19 protein-coding genes are annotated in these 16,983 nt (G+C 70.0%); 13 read left to right on the top strand and 6 right to left on the bottom strand.

Features of this window, described 5'->3' with window-relative positions:
* Positions 1-9 precede the first annotated feature (9 nt).
* The gene (locus ABD989_RS06725) at positions 10-1,317 is read right to left on the bottom strand and encodes a wax ester/triacylglycerol synthase domain-containing protein (RefSeq protein WP_345312881.1); all 1,308 of its coding nucleotides are present in this window, start codon (positions 1,315-1,317) and stop codon (positions 10-12) included.
* Positions 1,318-1,387: 70 nt separating this feature from the next.
* On the opposite strand from ABD989_RS06725, the gene ABD989_RS06720 reads away from it, so the two are divergent.
* Both ABD989_RS06720 and ABD989_RS06715 read left to right on the top strand, forming a co-directional pair.
* Positions 1,388-3,772: an acetyl-CoA acetyltransferase gene (locus ABD989_RS06720; protein WP_345312880.1), complete on the top strand. Its 2,385-nt coding sequence runs from the start codon at positions 1,388-1,390 to the stop codon at positions 3,770-3,772.
* 56 nt (positions 3,773-3,828) lie between these two features.
* The gene (locus ABD989_RS06715; protein WP_246991470.1) at positions 3,829-4,218 is read left to right on the top strand and encodes a hypothetical protein; all 390 of its coding nucleotides are present in this window, start codon (positions 3,829-3,831) and stop codon (positions 4,216-4,218) included.
* Between the two features lie 10 nt (positions 4,219-4,228).
* On the opposite strand, the gene ABD989_RS06710 is transcribed toward ABD989_RS06715, so the two are convergent.
* Positions 4,229-4,687 (bottom strand): peroxiredoxin, encoded by a 459-nt coding sequence (locus tag ABD989_RS06710; protein WP_345312879.1) that lies wholly within the window; start codon positions 4,685-4,687, stop codon positions 4,229-4,231.
* Between the two features lie 40 nt (positions 4,688-4,727).
* Entirely contained in the window at positions 4,728-5,510 is a 783-nt protein-coding gene (locus ABD989_RS06705) for an enoyl-CoA hydratase (protein WP_246991474.1), read from the bottom strand.
* A 101-nt stretch (positions 5,511-5,611) separates the two neighbouring features.
* On the opposite strand from ABD989_RS06705, the gene ABD989_RS06700 reads away from it, so the two are divergent.
* A complete protein-coding gene (locus tag ABD989_RS06700) occupies positions 5,612-6,028 on the top strand; it encodes a YbaN family protein (RefSeq protein WP_345312878.1) in 417 nt (138 codons plus the stop codon).
* A 69-nt stretch (positions 6,029-6,097) separates the two neighbouring features.
* Here the strand turns inward: ABD989_RS06700 and ABD989_RS06695 are convergent, their stop codons facing one another.
* Complete coding sequence (locus tag ABD989_RS06695; protein ID WP_246991478.1) at positions 6,098-8,332, bottom strand: NADP-dependent isocitrate dehydrogenase; 2,235 nt, start codon at positions 8,330-8,332, stop codon at positions 6,098-6,100.
* A 220-nt stretch (positions 8,333-8,552) separates the two neighbouring features.
* Here ABD989_RS06695 and ABD989_RS06690 point away from each other — a divergent pair, with 220 nt between their 5' ends.
* From ABD989_RS06690 to ABD989_RS06660, 7 genes are all read left to right on the top strand, one after another.
* A complete protein-coding gene (locus ABD989_RS06690) occupies positions 8,553-8,906 on the top strand; it encodes an HNH endonuclease (RefSeq protein WP_345312877.1) in 354 nt (117 codons plus the stop codon).
* 112 nt (positions 8,907-9,018) lie between these two features.
* A complete protein-coding gene (locus tag ABD989_RS06685; RefSeq protein WP_345312876.1) occupies positions 9,019-9,606 on the top strand; it encodes a TetR/AcrR family transcriptional regulator in 588 nt (195 codons plus the stop codon).
* Between the two features lie 209 nt (positions 9,607-9,815).
* Complete coding sequence (locus ABD989_RS06680) at positions 9,816-10,673, top strand: MFS transporter (protein ID WP_345312875.1); 858 nt, start codon at positions 9,816-9,818, stop codon at positions 10,671-10,673.
* A 101-nt stretch (positions 10,674-10,774) separates the two neighbouring features.
* Positions 10,775-11,767 (top strand): pseudouridine synthase, encoded by a 993-nt coding sequence (locus ABD989_RS06675; RefSeq protein ID WP_345313033.1) that lies wholly within the window; start codon positions 10,775-10,777, stop codon positions 11,765-11,767.
* Between the two features lie 123 nt (positions 11,768-11,890).
* The gene (locus tag ABD989_RS06670; RefSeq protein ID WP_345312874.1) at positions 11,891-12,175 is read left to right on the top strand and encodes an FmdB family zinc ribbon protein; all 285 of its coding nucleotides are present in this window, start codon (positions 11,891-11,893) and stop codon (positions 12,173-12,175) included.
* A 47-nt stretch (positions 12,176-12,222) separates the two neighbouring features.
* Complete coding sequence (gene fmdA / locus ABD989_RS06665; RefSeq protein WP_345312873.1) at positions 12,223-13,479, top strand: formamidase; 1,257 nt, start codon at positions 12,223-12,225, stop codon at positions 13,477-13,479.
* Positions 13,480-13,551: 72 nt separating this feature from the next.
* Positions 13,552-14,118 carry a YdeI/OmpD-associated family protein gene (locus ABD989_RS06660; RefSeq protein ID WP_345312872.1) on the top strand — a complete coding sequence of 189 codons (567 nt, stop codon included), beginning with the start codon at positions 13,552-13,554 and terminating at the stop codon, positions 14,116-14,118.
* Between the two features lie 119 nt (positions 14,119-14,237).
* Here the strand turns inward: ABD989_RS06660 and ABD989_RS06655 are convergent, their stop codons facing one another.
* On the bottom strand, positions 14,238-14,810 hold the full coding sequence (locus tag ABD989_RS06655) for a dihydrofolate reductase family protein (RefSeq protein WP_345312871.1): 573 nt from the start codon (positions 14,808-14,810) through the stop codon (positions 14,238-14,240).
* 1 nt (position 14,811) lies between these two features.
* On the opposite strand from ABD989_RS06655, the gene ABD989_RS06650 reads away from it, so the two are divergent.
* Both ABD989_RS06650 and ABD989_RS06645 read left to right on the top strand, forming a co-directional pair.
* The gene (locus tag ABD989_RS06650; protein ID WP_345312870.1) at positions 14,812-15,036 is read left to right on the top strand and encodes a hypothetical protein; all 225 of its coding nucleotides are present in this window, start codon (positions 14,812-14,814) and stop codon (positions 15,034-15,036) included.
* Position 15,037: 1 nt separating this feature from the next.
* Complete coding sequence (locus ABD989_RS06645) at positions 15,038-15,259, top strand: hypothetical protein (protein ID WP_345312869.1); 222 nt, start codon at positions 15,038-15,040, stop codon at positions 15,257-15,259.
* Here the strand turns inward: ABD989_RS06645 and ABD989_RS06640 are convergent.
* Positions 15,256-16,092 (bottom strand): mycofactocin-coupled SDR family oxidoreductase, encoded by an 837-nt coding sequence (locus ABD989_RS06640; RefSeq protein WP_345312868.1) that lies wholly within the window; start codon positions 16,090-16,092, stop codon positions 15,256-15,258. The genes ABD989_RS06645 and ABD989_RS06640 overlap by 4 nt on opposite strands.
* Positions 16,093-16,364: 272 nt before the next feature.
* Here ABD989_RS06640 and ABD989_RS06635 point away from each other — a divergent pair.
* On the top strand, positions 16,365-16,983 hold a 619-nt coding region (locus ABD989_RS06635), incomplete at its 3' end, for an IS256 family transposase (RefSeq protein ID WP_345313032.1).

Below are 16,983 nucleotides of genomic sequence, written 5' to 3'. Positions count from 1 at the left end.
GCCTGGACCCTAACCGTCCAGAGCAGCCGCCAACAGGGGGACCAGGCAATCGGCATCGACGGCATCCGGGTCTGTGGTGATCGACACCGCGACGACCCCGCCGATGGCGTGCACCCCAATGGTCATCGCGTGCGCTGCCGACAGCGCCGGGAAACCCGCGGTGAACAGGACGGCCCCGCCCGCGAGGGTCAGATCGGCCGGTCCACGGTGCACCGAGGAGACCACCGTGGCCCCGACCACGGCGGCGGGGGCGACGTCGGTGGGCGTCAGCCGCACCGCCAACGCCCGCAGCACCGCCGGGGTGGCCGCTGCGGCGCGCCGTTCGAGCCGCCGCCCCGCCGTCTGGTCCCGCTCCCGCGCGGCGCGGATCTGGGCGTCGATGGCCCGCACCCGTTGGGCCCGTGCGAGTTCCGGGTGCAGCCGGATGCCGGCGTTGTGGAAGTTGTTGCGGCCCTGCCGCTGTCGGTCCGAACCTGGTTCGCGGCCGACGGTGAGTTCGACGGCCGACGTGGTGTCGTCGATGCCGAGGTTCCTGCCGAGGACCTCCGCGAGCCGCGCGAGCACCGAGACGGTGACCGTGGCGCCGTCTATGCGCAGTGCGGACGCATCGGCCACGACCACGTCGATCCGACGTCGATCACCGGCGACCCGATTGAGCACGGTGGCCGCGGTGGCCGGCGAGCCCGGTTCGGCGGCGTCGGCGGCAGCGGAATCGACGGCGGACCGGCGCCAGGCCCCGATCCCGAGCGCCATCCCGGCGGCCACGCGCGCCGGCGCGGCGACGGCGCCGCCGACCACCGCGAGCAGGCCCGGCGGCGGTCCCGCCGGCGACGGGGGTTCGTCGACCGGCTCGGGACCCAGCAGCGCTCGGGCGAGATCGGCCACACCCCGTCCGTCGGCGAGGGCGTGCGAGACCTGCAGCACCACCACCCACGCGAGACCCGCCGCGCGGGGCACCCCCTCGACCGGCCCGACGAGGTGGAGCCGCCAGGTGTGTGCGGTGGCGTCGAGGCGGTCGGTGAGCAGCCCGGCCACCGCCGCCCGGCAGTCGTCCCACGACTGGGGGCCGGGGTGATGTCGGAACTGGGCGTCCACGACGGGTGCGGCGCACCACCGCGGGAACGCGAGATCGTGGCGGGCCGGCGCCACCCGCAGGTGCAGCCGCGGAAGTCGGTCAGCCCGCGCCCGCAGTGCGGAGAGGATCTCGGCGGCTGCGCAATCGCGTTCCGCGGCAAAGCAATACAGCGCGAACTGGTCGGTCGCGCTGTATTGCGCACGCCAGAACATGTCGGCGTCCTGCGGGGCCAACTCGGTCAACGCACCTCCTCTCTCGCTCGGGCGACGTCGCCCGTAGGGTCCGAGTACTACCGTACGAGGGAGCACGCACATGCCTGATGAGAGCACGTTGATCCACGGAGTCGATCCGTCCACCCCGGTGATCGTCGGGGTGGGGCAGGCCGCCGAGCGGCCCGACGACGCCGACTATGCGGCGCTGAGCGAGGCCGACCTGGCCGCGCGGGCCGTGCGCGCAGCGCTGGCCGATGCGGGCGCCGCGACAGATCTGGCGGCCGCCGTGGACGTGGTGGCGGCGACGCGCTCCTTCGAGATCTCCAGTCCCGCAGCGCAATCGCCGTTCGGTCGGCCGGACAACCTGCCGCGGGCCGTGTCGGCGCGCACCGGCATGAACCCGCGCCGAGCCGTCGCCGAGATCACCGGCGGCCAGAGCCCGCAGCACCTGGTCAACGAGTTCGGCGCCGAGATCGCCGCCGGCCGGTGCGGTCCGACTCTGCTCTTCGGCGCCGAGGTGATGTCGACGGTGCGGCAGGCGCTGGCCGGCCGCATCGATCCGGCGCCCGACTACACCGAGGAGGTCGGCGGGCAGCTCGAGGACCGCGGCTTCGGCATCGCCGGGCTCACCTCGGTGGAATCGGTCAAGCACGGGGTGATGCTGCCGATCCACCAGTACGCCCTGCTCGAGAACGCCCGCCGGCACCGCCTGGGTCTGTCCGCGGCGGAGTACGCGCAGCAGATGGGCGAGCTGTTCGCCCCGATGACCGCGGTGGCCGCCCGCAATCCGTACGCGGCGGCGCCCCGCGAGCACACCGCCGCCGAACTGGCGACGCCCGGGGAGAACAACCGCGTCGTCGCGACCCCGTACACGCGGCGCCTGATCGCGCGCGACCACGTGAACCAGGCGGCCGCGGTGCTGATGATGTCCGTCGGCGAGGCGGCGGCCGCCGGTATCGATCCGGCCCGCTGGGTGTTCCTGCACGGCCACGCCGACACCGCCGAGGCACCCGTATTGGAGCGCCCGGAGCTGTCGGCGACACCGGCCTCCGACGCCGCGCTGGCGCAGGCCCTGGACATGGCCGGCGTCGGCCCCGACGACATCGCCGCCTTCGACCTCTACAGCTGCTTCCCCATCGCCGTGTCCACGGTGGCGGACGCGCTGGGGTTGCGCGCCGACGACCCGCGCGGGTTGACCGCGACCGGCGGACTCCCCTACTTCGGCGGCCCCGGCAACAACTATTCGATGCACGGTATCGCCGAGATCGTCGACCGGGTGCGCAGCGCCCCGGGCACCCGCGGTCTGGTGACCGCCAACGGCGGCCTGCTGAGCAAGATGTCGGTGGGCGTGTACTCCACCGCGCCCGCACCGTGGCGTCCGTCCCGCTCGGCGGCGCTGCAGGAATGCCTGGACCGCGGTCCGCGGATCCCACTGTCCCGCTTCCCCGACGGGCCCGCGACGGTGGAGTCGTTCACCGTCCTCGACCCCGATCGCGACGCGCCGGTCGGCGTGGTGATCGGGCGGCGCGACGACGGCTCCCGGTTCATCGGCCTGGCCGACCCGGACGACGCCGTACTGGCCGAGCGCCTCCTGGGCGATCCGATCGGCACGCCGATCTGGGTGCGCTCGTCGCCGACGCGCAACACCGTGACCGTCGACGAGAACACCATGGAGCGGCTGCACCCGCGGCGTGCGGTGGGCTTCCGCGACGACTACTCGGACGTGATCGTGCGGCGCGACGGCCACCTGCTGGAGATCGTCATCAACCGGCCGCAGGCGCGGAACGCGCTGACCGCGCACACGAATCAAGAGCTGGACGAGATCTTCGACGCCTACTTCGCCGACCCGGACCTGTGGGTGGCGATCCTGACCGGCGCGGGCGAGAAGGCGTTCTCGTCGGGCAACGACCTCGCGGCCAGCGCCGGCGGCGGCGGACTCGCGACCCCGGCCAACGGGTTCGGCGGTCTCACGTCGCGGCGGCACAAGCCGAAGCCGATCATCGCCGCGGTCAACGGTTTCGCTCTCGGCGGCGGCCTGGAGGTGGCCCTGGCCTGCCACCTGATTGTCGCCGACGAGCACGCCACGTTCGGTCTGCCCGAGGTGAAGGTCGGGCTGGTCGCCGCCGCGGGCGGGCTGGTGCGCCTGCCGCGCTTGCTCCCACCGGCGCTGGCCCGCGACCTGATCCTCACCGGCCGCCGTCTGACGGCCGCCGAAGCCCTCACCCACGGGTTGGTCTCCCGCGTGGCCGCACCGGGCGGAGTGCTCGACCTGGCCCGCGAGGTGGCCGCCGAGGTGCTGGCGGCCTCCCCCACGGCGGTGCGCGCCTCGTTGTCGACGATGGCCGACGCCGAAACGCAGCCCGACACCGTGCAGGCGGTGCAGGACAGCCTGGCGGTGCTGGACGAGATCCTGGTCAGCACGGACACTCGCGAGGGCATCCTGGCATTCGTGCAGAAGCGGGAGCCTCGCTGGACCGGCCGCTGATCGCGAAACTGCGTACCGTGGACGTCGAATACGTTCGCGATCGGCGAGGAGCGCCCATGTCCCCCAGCAATTCCGCCTCGGGCGGCTCGTTCGGCCCCGGCGACGACGACTTCGACCGCTTCACGCGGGAGGTCGGCGACGGCCTCAAGGACATGATCGGCAAGTTCCTGGCCGGGCAGGGCGGCCAACTCGCCTGGTCCACCCTCTCCGATGCCGCCGCGCGTCCCCGCCGGGAGGCGCCGCGCCCGGAAGCGCCGGTGGTCAGCGCCGACTCCGACAGCGGCGTCTGGGCCATCGTGGCGAGCGACGAGGGCGGTGCGCGGGTGGAGCAGGTGTTCCCCACCGAACTCGACGCCCTGCGCGCGCATCAGCACAACACTGATCCGGGCCGTCGCGTGCGCTTCCTGCCCTACGGGATCCCGGTCACCGCGCTCGACGCCGACTGAACCGCCGTTCTCAACTCCGCAGCGCGGTGAGCGCCCGGTCGGCGTGCACGGTCATGTTGACCTCCGAGGCGATGACGTCGGCGATCGTGCCGTCGGTCCGGATAGCGAAGGTGGTGCGTTTGGTCGGCATGCCGATCGTGCGCAGCAGCGAACCCCGTTGCACGCCATAGGCCTTCGCGATCTCCCCGGACACGTCCGCGAGTAGCGGGAAGTCCAGGCCGTGCTCGGCGGTCCACCGGTCGAGCTTCTCCACCGCGTCGGCGCTGATACCGATCCGCTGCACACCGGCCGCGGCGAACTCGGCGGCCAGGTCGCGGAAGTGACAGGCCTCCTTGGTGCAGCCCGGGGTGAACGCCGCCGGGTAGAAGAACAGCGCCACCGGACCGGCGGCCAGCAGTTCGTCGAGCCGCCGCACCGTGCCGGTCTGGTCGGGCAATGCGAATGCGGGGGCCTGCTCACCGGGTCTCATGCACTCCAGTGTGCCGGACGCCCCGCTGCCGATGACCCGCCTACCGGTCGGACCAGACCGGCGGGCGCTTCTCCAGGAACGCGGAGATCCCTTCCTTAGCGTCGGGAATCACGGCGTTGACGGCCATGGTCTCCGACATCAGTTCGTAGGCCGCGGGCTCGGACACGTCGATCTGGTCGTAGAAGGCCCGCTTGCCGATGGCCAGGGTGGCGCTGCTGGAGGCGGCGATCGAGGCGGCGAGCTGCGCCACGGCCCGGTCGAGCTCGTCGGCAGGCACCGCCTGGTTGATCAGGCCCCAGTCGGCGGCCGTCGCCGCGTCGATCATCTCCCCGGTGAGGAGCATGTGCATGGCGCGCTTGCGTCCGACGGCCCGGGTGAGCGGCACCATCGGGGTGGAGCAGAACAGTCCGATCTTGACGCCCGGGGTGCTGAAGCGGGCGGTGTCGGCGGCGATCGCGAGATCGCACGTGGCCACCAGCTGGCAGCCGGCGGCCAGTGCCATCCCAGCGACCTTCGCGATCACCGGCTGGCGCACCTCGTGGAGGGTGAGCATCAGATCCGAGCAGGCGCCGAAGATCTCGCGCTGATCGTCGAGCTCGGCGCCGGCCACTTCGGCGAGGTCGTGCCCGGCGGAGAACGCCGGGCCTTCGGCGGCGATCACGATGACCCGCACCTGCGGATCAGCGTCGAGCTCGCGCAGCAGGCGCGTGGCCGTGCGCATGGTGTCCTTGGACAACGGGTTGCGGCGTTGCGGCGCGCGGAGGGTGAGGGTGGCGATCGGGTCGACCACCTCGACGGTCACGGCGGTGCTGTTCTCGGTCATGGCTGCCATTGTGTCGTCGACGGCCCGGATTATCTCGGCAACCGCGAGCGTGGGATCTGCGCCACTGACCTCAGTCCGCGTGCGCCCATAGAATTCTCGGTATGGCCCCCACGACGCGCTTTCGCTGGTTCTGGTGGCTCGTCGCTTACCTGGCGCTCGCGCTCGGGGTGATCGGCATCGTGCTTCCGGTGGTGCCGACGGTGCCGTTCATTCTGCTGGCCGCGTTCGCCGCGGCCCGCGGTTCGCAACGCCTGCACCACCGTCTGCTCAGCCATCCCCGCCTGGGCCCGATGATCACCGACTGGCAGGCGCACGGCGCGCTGCGTCGTCGGGCCAAATGGCTGGCCACCGTGATGATGCTGCTCGCGGCGGCACTGCTGTTGTGGCTGGCCCCGCACCTGTGGATCCCGCTGGTGGCGTCGTCGATCATGACCGTGGTCTGCATCTGGCTCTGGCTCCGCCCCGAGCCGCCCACGGACCCGGAACCCACGGCGGCGACAGCACCTCCTCCGGACTGACTCGGCGCGGATGCGAACCGGCCGCCGAGTGAGCTCGGCGGCCGGTCGCGATGCGGTGCGCGGAAGGCGTCAGGCCTGAGCGCTCGCCAGTGCGGCGTTCAGCGTGGCGCTCGGGCACATCGCCGCGTGCAGCTTCTCGGTGTCCGGCTCGTAGTAGCCGCCGAGGTCCACCGCACGACCCTGGACGTCGGAAAGCTCCGCCAGGATGGTGTCGGTGTCGGCCGCCAGCTTCTCCGCCAGCGGTGCGAAGGCGGCGGCCAGCTCGGCGTCCTCGGTCTGGGCGGCCAGTTCCTGCGCCCAGTACAGCGCCAGCCAGAACTGGCTGCCGCGGTTGTCGAGCTCACCGGTCTTGCGCGACGGCGACTTCCGGTTCTCCAGCAGCTTGCCGGTCGCGGCGTCGAGCGCCTCGGCCAGGATCGTCGCCTTCGGGTTGTCGTTCTTGCGACCAAGGTCGTCGAGGCTGGCGGCCAGCGCCAGGAACTCGCCGAGCGAATCCCAGCGGAGGTGGTTCTCCTCCACCAGCTGCTTGACGTGCTTGGGCGCCGAACCGCCGGCACCGGTCTCGTACAGGCCGCCGCCGGCCATCAGTGGCACGATCGACAGCATCTTGGCGCTGGTGCCCAGCTCCAAGATCGGGAACAGGTCGGTGAGGTAGTCGCGCAGGATGTTGCCGGTCACCGAGATGGTGTCCAGGCCGCGCATGGCGCGCTCGAGCGTGTAGCGCATCGCGCGCACCTGGGACATGATCTGGATGTCCAGGCCCTCGGTGTCGTGGTCCGCGAGGTACTTGTTCACCAGGGTGATGAGGTTGTTCTCGTGCGGGCGGTACGGGTCGAGCCAGAACACAGCCGGCATGCCCGAGGCGCGCGCACGGGTCACCGCGAGCTTCACCCAGTCCTGGATCGGCGCGTCCTTGACGATGCACATGCGCCAGATGTCGCCGGCCTCGACGTCCTGCGACAGCAGGACCTCACCGGTGGAGACGTCCACGATGTTGGCGACGCCGCCCTCGGGGATCTCGAAGGTCTTGTCGTGCGAGCCGTACTCCTCGGCCTTCTGCGCCATCAGACCGACGTTCGGCACGGTGCCCATGGTGGTCGGGTCGAAGGCGCCGTTGGTCTTGCAGAAGTTGATGATCTCCTGGTAGATCCGCGCGAAGGTGGACTCCGGCATCACGGCCTTGGTGTCCTTCTTGCGGCCGTCGGCGCCGTACATCTTGCCGCCGATGCGGATCATGGCCGGCATGGAGGCGTCGACGATCACGTCGCTGGGCGAGTGGAAGTTCGAGATGCCGCGAGCCGAGTCGACCATGGCGAGCTCCGGGCGGCCCTCGTGGCAGCGGTGCAGATCTTCGACGATCTCCTCGCGCTTGGAGGCCGGGAGGGTGTCGATCTTCTCGTAGAGGTCGACCATGCCGTTGTTGACGTTCACGCCCAGCTCGTCGAACAGTTCCTGGTGCTTGGCGAAGGCGTCCTTGTAGAAGACCTTGACCGCGTGACCGAAGACGATCGGGTGGCTCACCTTCATCATGGTGGCCTTCACGTGCAGCGAGAACATGACGCCGGTCTCCTTGGCGTCGTTGAGCTGCTCTTCGTAGAACTCCAGCAGCGCCTTCTTGCTCATGAACATGGAGTCGATGACGTCGCCGTCGTCGAGCGGCACGGTCTTCATCACGTGGGTCTTGCCGTCGGGCGTGACCACCTCCATGCGCGCATCGCAGGCGTGGTCGAGGATCATCGACTTCTCACCGGCGTAGAAGTCGCCGTGCGTCATGTGCGCGACGTGCGACTGCGAGGCCATGGACCACTTGCCCATGCTGTGCGGGTTGGCCCGCGCGTACTCCTTGACCGCCTTCGGCGCCCGACGATCCGAGTTGCCTTCGCGCAGCACGGGATTCACGGCGCTGCCCAGGCATGCCGAGTAGCGGTCGCGGATCTCCTCTTCCTCGGGGGTCTTCGGATCCTGCGGGAAGTCGGGGATGTCGTAGCCCTTGTCCTGCAGCTCGGCGATGGCGGCGTTGAGCTGCGGGACCGAGGCGCTGATGTTGGGCAGCTTGATGATGTTGGTGTCCGGCGACTGCGTGAGGCGCCCGAGTTCGGCGAGGTTGTCCGGGACGCGCTGCTCGTCGGTCAATCGCTCGGGGAAGGCGGCCAGGATGCGCGCGGCGACGGAGATATCGCTCGTGGTCACATCGATGCCGGCGGCTTCGGCGAACGTGCGGACCACCGGCAGGAAGGCTTCGGTGGCCAGGCGCGGGGCCTCATCGGTGAGCGTGTAGATGATCTTCTGGTTGTCGGAGGTCATTAGGGTATCGACTCTTTTCAGCTCGGTCGGATCGCAAGTTCTTGTGGAACATCCGTGTCTAACTCGTCGCAGACATTCTCCACCTGTTTGTGATTTTCCGCGAACGTAGTTCCAGAATGCGAGGGGGCCCACACACCCGCCCCGCGCCCACCTGCGGTGCTAGCTAGAGGTAGCGCCGCCTCGGCGTGTTGCTCCGCGGCGAGCACTAGGGTTTCCAGGCATGGCCGGTCGCAGTCGTTCCGCGGTGTACGCACGTCGTCGACGTCGTCGGATGGCGGCATCCGATCACGACCTCACCGACGCGCAGTGGGACGCACTCCAGGCGGAGTGGCGCGGCTGCGCCTACTGCGAGCAGCCCGACGACGCGCTGCAGCGCGACTGTATTCTCCCGATCTCGCGGGGCGGCCGATACACGCTGACCAACGTGGTGCCCGCCTGCCGCTCGTGCAACGCCAGCAAGTGCAATGCCGAGGTGACGCAGTGGATGCGCCGCAAGAAGCTCGACGAGAAGCGGTTCCTGGTGCGCCAGTTCCAGATCTCCCGGGTGGTGGCGGAGGCCCCCGAGGCCGGCTGATCCGACCTACCCACCGCTGACCCCTCACCCCCCTACCAGCGCCAATGGCAGGTCTAGAAACAATACGATACAGTTTCGTATCGTATTGATCGGACGGTGAACAGGAGCGGTCGTGACCACACCGAAAGCCGGTCGACCCCGCGACGTCGACCGGGACCGCGCCCTGCTCGTCGCCACCGGCGACCTCCTCGCCGAAGTCGGCTACGACCGCCTCACCATCGACGCCGTCGCCGGCCGTTGCTCGGCAGGCAAGGCCACCGTCTATCGCCGCTGGCCCAGCAAGGCCGAACTCGTGGCCGACGCCGTCGCCCTGCTGCACGACTCCTACGACGCGCCCGACACCGGCGACCTGCGCGAGGACCTGATCGCGATGGCCGAGCAGTGGCACGATCTCGACGCACGACGCGACGCCGTAATCGCCGGACTGCTGACCGCGATGGCGCACGACGAACCGCTGCGCACCGCCGTGCAGACCGCGATTTCACAGCCGCGTCACGCCTGCTATCGCGCCGTCGTCGATCGTGCGATCGCCGACGGACAGCTCTCGCCCGACCTCGACGTCGACCTCATCGGCGCGGTCTTTCCTGCCCTGACCTTCCACCAGATCACTGTGCGCGCCGAACCGGTCGACCGCAGCCTGATCGAGCGCATCGTCGATCACCTCGTCCTGCCGGCCCTGACTCGCCCCAACGCCCCGTAGAAAGCCCTGACCATGCCTGATTCCGTCGCGCCAGCTCGCGCCCCCGATACGCGCTCGACGCGGCCCGCTGCTGGTGGGCATCGTCGGTTTCGTCGTCTTCAGCGCGGCCATCGCGTTCGCCCCGAACTTCGAGACCATGCTCGTCCTGCGCGCCCTGCAGGGCTTCGCCGCCAGTTCCGGCATGGTGCTGGGCCGTCATCGTGCACGACGTGGCGCACGGCGCGAAGGCCGCCCGCGCGCTGAACCGGATCATGGCCGCCACCCTGGTGGTACCCGCCCTGGCTCCGCTGCTCGGCTCGGCGATCCTCGCCGTGGGCGACTGGCGGATGATCTTCCTGGCGCTGGCCGCCATCGGTACGGCGGTGGGCGTCTGGGTGGCCCTGGGCATCCCGGAGACCCGCGCGCGGGCCGGCGACCAGGCGTCCGGTCCGGGCGGCCCGCCCGGACGCCCCCGCGCCGCCGACAGTCCCCCGCCCAGCATGTTCCGCTTCGTCGGCTATACCGCCGTGGTGAGCCTGGGCTTCATGTCGATGTACGCGTACGTCTCAGCGGCACCGTTCCTCTTCCAGAACATGTTCGGATTCAGCCCGACCGGCTACGCCCTCATCGGCGCCGGACTCTCGCTGCTGATGGCCGGCATCGGCCTGTCCGGCTCGCGCCTGATCGGACGGACCACCCGCTGGGGCCTCATCACCGCCGCGCGGGTGGTGGACCTCAGCCTCGCCTGGCTCGTGGCCGGTTCGGCGCTGGTGCTGGCCGCTGTTCTCACCGACGCGAGCGCACCCTGGTTCATCGCCGCGCTGGCGGTGACCGTCGCACCGGTGGCCCTGATCTCCGGCAGCGGCATGGCGCTGGCGATGGACGCCGCACCCATGCCGGGCGGCCGGTCGTCGGCCATCATCGGGTTCACGCAGGCGCTGCTCGGCGCCGCCGCACCGCCACTGGTCGGCGTGCTGGGGGTGGATGCTCGGCCGATGGCGATCCTGCTGGCCGCCGCCGCGGTGGCCGCCCTCATCGCTGCGCGCCTGTCGACGTCCAGTCGGCGCGGCGAGGCGGACGTTCGGTAGCCGGCCACCGCTCACCGGACGAATCGGTGGCCCGGCCGACAGTCCGACCGGAGGAGCCCCCTGACCGCGCCCCACGCGGGTGCGAAGATGGGGGCGTGCCGATGCCCGCCCCGCTGCCGATGAAGGACGGCGTGGGCCCGACGCGTCTGCGCGTACCCGCGGAGGGTCCGTGGCCCACTGTCGCCGCGTTCGTGACCGAGCGCTTCTCCCATGTGAGCGCCGACGAACTGCGGCGCCGCTTCCGGGACGGCGAGGTCGTCGCCTACGACGGCACGTCGCTGGACGCGGACACGCCCCTGGGGCGGCACGAGTTCCTCTGGTACTACCGCGAATTGCCCGACGAGCAGCCGATCCCGTACCGCGAGGACATCCTGTACATCGACGACGACCTCGTCGTGATCGACAAGCCCCACTTCCTCCCCACCACGCCGGGCGGCCGCTACCTGCGCGAATCGGCACTGGTCCGCCTGCGGGTGCGCCTGGAGAATCCGGAGATCGCCCCGATCCATCGGCTCGACCGCCCCACTGCGGGGCTGGTGCTGTTCTCCGCGCGCCGCGCGTCCCGCGGGGCCTACCAGTCGCTCTTCGAACGGCGGACGGTGGCCAAGGTCTACGAGGCGGTGTCCGCGCGGCCCGCCGACTGGGACCCGGCCGAACCGCGCCTGGCCGGGCAGCGCCTGGCCGGGCAGCGGTTTCCGTTGATCTACCGCAACCACATCTTCCGCGATCCGACCGCCGCGCAACGCAACGACCCACGCGTCGGCGTCGACCCCGACCGCCCGCCCAACGCCGAGACCGCGATCGAACTGGCCGGAGCGGGTCGGTCCGCGAGCGGTCGTGCGGTGCTGCACACCGTGCTGCGCCCGCACACCGGACGCATGCACCAGTTGCGGGTGCACCTGGCCGCGTTGGGCGTGCCGATCCTGGGCGATCGCCGGTACCCCGATCTGCTGCCCGAGGAGGCCGACGACCCGGCGTTGCCGCTGCAGCTGTTGGCGCGCTCGCTCGCGTTCCCCGATCCGCTGTCCGGGCAGGCGCGCGAGTTCACCAGCCGGCGCACCCTCAGCGAGGCGCCGTCGACGCTCCAGCCGTGAGCGCAACGGCGTGGTCGTTACCCGACATCGTCGGCGGCTCCGCACTAGGATCGGGTGCACCCCAGTCGTTCTGCGCAACCCCGTCGGGCGCGCTCGCACCGAAGGGAAGGTTGCCCGAAACCCATGCCGGTCTACCAGTTCCATTGCGCCGATTGCGGCCGCTTCGAAGCGTCGTTCCGCATGGCCGACGTCCCCGATTCCACCGCATGCGCCTGCGGCGCGCCCGCTCGTCGCGGGGTCAGTTCGCCCGCGTTCGGTCGCGGCGGCTCCGCGATGAAGCTGATGGACGCCACCCGTGCGACGGCCGACACGCCAGCCGTCGTCGACCGCATTCCCCCGAGCGGCGCCCCGCGTCGCGCCGCCGGGAAATCGACCAACCCGCTGCACGCCAAGCTGCCGCGGCCCTGATCGGCCGACGTCCGGCCGTTCTGTTTCAGAGTGAAAGGTTCGTTGTCTTGCCCGAGCTCGTCTTCCCACTCGATTCGTCCAAGAAGTTCACCGATCAGCAGATCCTCGGCCACAACCGCTGGCACTACGCCATCCCGCCGGCCGTCACCGTGAAACCCGGCGACACCTTCCGCGTGCACTGCCGCGAATGGTTCGACGGTGCCATCGTCAACGACGACTCCGCCGAGGACATCCTGAATGCGCCGCTGAAGACCGTCCACACGTTGTCCGGGCCGTTCGGGGTGGAGGGCGCCGAGCCGGGCGACCTGCTGATCGTCGACATCGTCGACGTCGGACCCATCCCGCAGGAGGATTCCGGACCGCTCGCCGGTCAGGGCTGGGGCTACACCGGCATCTTCGCGAAGGCGAACGGCGGCAGCTTCCTCACCGACCAGTTCCCGGACGCGTACAAGGCGGTGTGGGACTTCCACGGACACACCGCGACGTCGCGGCACATCCCGCACGTCAGCTTCACCGGCATGATCCACCCGGGCCTGATGGGCACCGCGCCGTCGAAGGACCTGCTCGGCACCTGGAACGCCCGCGAGGCGGCGCTGATCGCCACCGACCCCGACCGCGTGCCGCCGTTGGCGCTGCCGCCGGAGCCCGAACACGCCGTTCTCGGCGGGTTGACCGGGGACGCGTTCACCGCGGCGGCCGCCGAAGCCGCGCGCACCGCCCCGCCGCGGGAGAACGGCGGCAACCAGGACATCAAGAATCTGACCCGCGGCACGCGCGTGTTCTATCCGGTGTTCGTCGACGGCGCGAACCTGTCGGTCGGCGACCTGCACTTCAGCCAGGGCGACGGCGAGATCACCTTCTGCGGCGGCATCGAGATGGGCGGCTTCATCGACCTGCACGTGGACCTGATCAAGGGCGGCATGGAGACCTACGGGGTCAGCGAGAACGCCATCTTCTTGCCCGGCGGTGACGTGGGTCCGCGCTACGAGAAGTTCCTGGCCTTCTCCGGCACATCGGTGACGCTCGACGGCGAGCAGCGCTACCTCGACTCGCAGCTGGCCTACCAGCGCGCATGTCTGCACGCGATCGACTACCTGTCGAAGTTCGGCTACAGCCCCGAGCAGGCCTACCTGCTGCTGGGCGCGGCCCCGGTGGAGGGTCGCTTCTCCGGCGTCGTCGACATCCCGAACTCCTGCGCCACCGTGTACATCCCGACGTCGATCTTCGACTTCGACGTGGTGCCCGGCAAGGACGGGCCGGTGCAGATCGACCCGGGCATCGGCGCTCCCCACGCCGCCTTCTGACTCGAGCCCACAGAGTGTGAGGTTGTGACGCCCGGAGCGTCACAACCTCACACTCTGCGGCAGGAAGCGACGATGACCGAAGAGTTCGAAGGCGCACCGGTGGTCCATGACGACCCCGCGGGCGCCTGGCGTGCCTGGCTGGCCGACCACCACGCGACGGCGGCGAGCGTGTGGCTGGTGATTCCGCGGGATCGGCGGCAGGGGTACGTCGACGCCGTGTGCGAGGCGCTGTGTTTCGGCTGGGTGGACAGTGTCACCAAACCGCGTGACGAGCAGACGCGTTATCAGCGATTCAGTCCGCGCCGACCGGGGTCGACGTGGGTCAAGTCCAACCGCGAACGCGTGGCCGTGCTGATCGAGCAGGGGCGGATGGCCGATGCCGGGATGCGGGTGGTCGAGGAGGCCAAGGCCGCCGGCACGTGGGACCTGTTCGCGGAAGTCGAGGAAGGCATCGTGCCCGACGACGTGCAGGCCGCGCTCGACGCGGTGCCCGCGGCGGCGGTCGGGTTCGCGGCGTTCCCGCCCAGTGCGCGCCTGCAGATCCTGATCTGGATCCTGCGCGCCAAGCGGCCGGAGACCCGGGCGCAACGGATCGCCGTCACGGTGGAGAAGGCGGCGCGGGGCGAGCGGTCCCAGTAACCCGGGCCCGACTCTCGCCCTAGCCGATCAGCCAGCGCGGCGTGGACGCCGCGTACCGCTCGAAGTCCGTGCCGCAGCGCGCGCATCGCCGCCTCCTGGCGGCAGGCGAACCGGAGTACTCACGACTGCTCCCGTGGTCGATAGTGCTGATAGGTGATGCCGTTGCCGAACACGCGGTGCTCGACGAGCCGCAGGTCCAGGCGGGCATCCGGCGGCAGTGCGCGCAGGCCGGCGCCGACGATCTTGGGCACCACGAAGAGCCGGAAGTTTTGCACCAGGCCCGCCCGGATGGCGGCTGCCGCGGTGGTGGGCCCGAAGATCTCCACCTCGCCCGGCACGTCGTGCACGATCTGCCGCAACTCGTCCAGATCCAGGGTGGGCACCAGGCGGGCCCGCGACCCCTCGAGATCGCCGGGGGTCAGCGTCGACGAGACGACGACCTGATCGATCGCGCGCCACCCCGCGGCGAACTGCCGTTCCAGTTCGCCCCACGGTGCGTCGACGGGCTCGTTCTCCCAGTACCGCATCAGCAGGTAGGTGTTGCGACCGAGTATCTCGGTCGAGACCGGGGCCATGCGCTCGACGTGGAAGGCGAAGACCTCGTCGCTCGGGGCGGTCCATTGGAAGTCGCCGTCCGCGTCGGCGGCGAAACCGTCCACCGAGACGGTCGCGGTGAAGCTCAGAGTTCCCATCGTGATCTCCTCACGCTTCAATTCTGCAGGGGCGGGGCCGGGTGAGCAATGGCATCCCGTCACCATTTCACCCGTCGGCGATGCGCTGACCTTCCGCGCCGATGTCGCTCACTCCTATGCCAACTCGACCGATGCCTTCACCCGCTTCACCCTCGCCGTGTACGAGCCGGGAGTGGGCGGCACCCATCGCACGGACCATCCAGCTGGCCAGCGCCTCGTCGGTTAGCGTGATCGACCAGGTCGGCTCCGGGGGTCTGCTGGGCCATCTACAACCTGTTGACCCAGCATGTCGGCAGTCGGTTCGCCGTGCTCATCGGCTGATCGTCCTGACGCAGCTGCCGTCGCCGCTGCAGGCCGTCGGCATCGCCCTGGTGGTGATCGCCGGTGCCGCAGCACAGCGCGGCGACCGACGACCCACCGACCAGGTCCGGGAAGAGGTCGTTCTCTAGCCGGTGACGCGGGCGGCGTTACCGGCGTCGATCGGCACGACGATGCCGGAGATGTGCGCGCTGCCCTCGGCGGCCAGGAACGTCACGATCCGGGTGACCTCTTCGGCCTCTACCCACGGCACCGGCTGCGCGTGCAGGGTGGTGAAGACCGGCGCGACGTCGTCGGCGGTGGGCGATTCCAGATCCGGCCGCATCAGCGAGTACAGCGCCTTGTTGTGGATCATCGGGGTGGAGACGTTGCCCGGGGCCACCGCGTTGACGGTGACGCCGGACTGCGCCAGGTCGAGCGCGGCGCTCTTCGTCAGTCCGATGACACCCCACTTGGAGGCGGCGTAACCGGCGATGCCCGGCCCGCCCATCCGGCCCATCATCGAGGAGACGGTGACGATGCGGCCGTAACCCCGTTCGGCCATGCCCGGCGCGACCGCGGCCACCGTGTGGAAGACGCCGGTCAGATTGCTGGCGATCACCTCGTCCCAGGCCGCCTCCGGCAGCGACTGGACCGTGCCGGGCATGGACACGCCGGCGTTGGCGACGGCGATGTCGATGCCGCCGAATTCTTCCGTCGCCCTGGCGACGAGGGCCTCGACGGCAGCACGATCCGCGGTGTCGAGGACTTCGCTGATGACGCGTCGGCCGGTCTCGGCGACCAGTCGTGCGGTCTCGGCCAGGTCGTCGGTGGTGGCCAGCGGATAGCCCATCACGTCTGGCGTGGCGCACCGGTCGGCGATCACGATGTCGGCGCCTTCGCGCGCGAACGCCAGCGCGTGCGCGCGGCCCTGTCCTCGTGCACCGCCGGTGATGAGTGCTACCCGTCCGTCGAACTCGCCCATGCCGTCTTCTCCTTGTCGATGTCAGTGATTCACTTCCACCCTAGGCACCGAGGCCCGACCCGGCTCCGGCTTGGACAGTCAGAGCAGTCTCATTTCTTCAATTCCGCACCTTGAACGTCCGACAAAGGGTGAGTCCCCTGGAGTGGTGGGGTTTGGTGGCTCGCTGAGGGCGGTGGACACGCCGGAGAGCTTGGTGTCGCCGTTGGGGTGGGCCATCGCGTGATGATCAGTGAGTTACCTCACAAGTGACTCAACTGAAAGGCAATCACGCGATGACCCACGACCATTCTGCCCTGCTCGAGCAGCTGACTGAACTCGGCACACTCCGATCCGACGAACTCGGTCTTGCCGGAGTGCTCCCGGAGATCCTGCGGGCTGGCTTGCAGGCCCTGATCGAGGCCGAGGCGACAGCGGCGATCGGTGCCGGCCGTTACGAGCGCTCGGCGGACCGAACGACGGTCCGAAACGGGCATCGACCCAAGACGATCTCGACGCCGGCCGGTGATGTGCGGGTGAAGATTCCCAAGCTGCGGGCTGGGTCGTTCTTCCCGGTCTTGCTGGAACGACGCCGCCGGATCGACAAGGCCCTCTACGCGGTGATCATGGAGGCCTATGTGCAGGGTATCTCGACCCGCAGTGTCGACGATCTGGTGCGGGCCATGGGCGTGGACTCCGGGGTCTCCAAGAGTGAGGTATCCCGGATCTGTGCAGGTCTCGACGCTGAGATCGCCGAGTTCCGGGAGCGTTCACTGACCCACACCGAGTTCCCGTATGTGTTCTGCGACGCCACGTTCTGCAAGGTCCGTGTCGGCGCGCACGTGGTCTCCCAGGCGCTGATAGTGGCTACCGGTGTGTCGATCACCGGCACCCGCGAGGTCCTGGGTACCGCTG

It is taken from the genome of Gordonia alkaliphila (assembly GCF_039542465.1).
Classification (GTDB): Bacteria; Actinomycetota; Actinomycetes; order Mycobacteriales; family Mycobacteriaceae; genus Gordonia; species Gordonia alkaliphila.
Note: the sequence above shows the minus strand (reverse complement) of the source record. Positions and strands in the feature narration are given on the sequence as shown.

Coding starts and splice junctions, on each gene's coding strand:
- ABD989_RS06720 (WP_345312880.1), top strand. CDS start 1,388: ATGCCTGATGAGAGCACGTTGATCCACGGAGTCGATCCGTCCACCCCG.
- ABD989_RS06715 (WP_246991470.1), top strand. CDS start 3,829: ATGTCCCCCAGCAATTCCGCCTCGGGCGGCTCGTTCGGCCCCGGCGAC.
- ABD989_RS06710 (WP_345312879.1), bottom strand. CDS start 4,687: ATGAGACCCGGTGAGCAGGCCCCCGCATTCGCATTGCCCGACCAGACC.
- ABD989_RS06705 (WP_246991474.1), bottom strand. CDS start 5,510: ATGACCGAGAACAGCACCGCCGTGACCGTCGAGGTGGTCGACCCGATC.
- ABD989_RS06700 (WP_345312878.1), top strand. CDS start 5,612: ATGGCCCCCACGACGCGCTTTCGCTGGTTCTGGTGGCTCGTCGCTTAC.
- ABD989_RS06695 (WP_246991478.1), bottom strand. CDS start 8,332: ATGACCTCCGACAACCAGAAGATCATCTACACGCTCACCGATGAGGCC.
- ABD989_RS06690 (WP_345312877.1), top strand. CDS start 8,553: ATGGCCGGTCGCAGTCGTTCCGCGGTGTACGCACGTCGTCGACGTCGT.
- ABD989_RS06675 (WP_345313033.1), top strand. CDS start 10,775: ATGCCCGCCCCGCTGCCGATGAAGGACGGCGTGGGCCCGACGCGTCTG.
- ABD989_RS06670 (WP_345312874.1), top strand. CDS start 11,891: ATGCCGGTCTACCAGTTCCATTGCGCCGATTGCGGCCGCTTCGAAGCG.
- ABD989_RS06660 (WP_345312872.1), top strand. CDS start 13,552: ATGACCGAAGAGTTCGAAGGCGCACCGGTGGTCCATGACGACCCCGCG.
- ABD989_RS06655 (WP_345312871.1), bottom strand. CDS start 14,810: ATGGGAACTCTGAGCTTCACCGCGACCGTCTCGGTGGACGGTTTCGCC.
- ABD989_RS06640 (WP_345312868.1), bottom strand. CDS start 16,092: ATGGGCGAGTTCGACGGACGGGTAGCACTCATCACCGGCGGTGCACGA.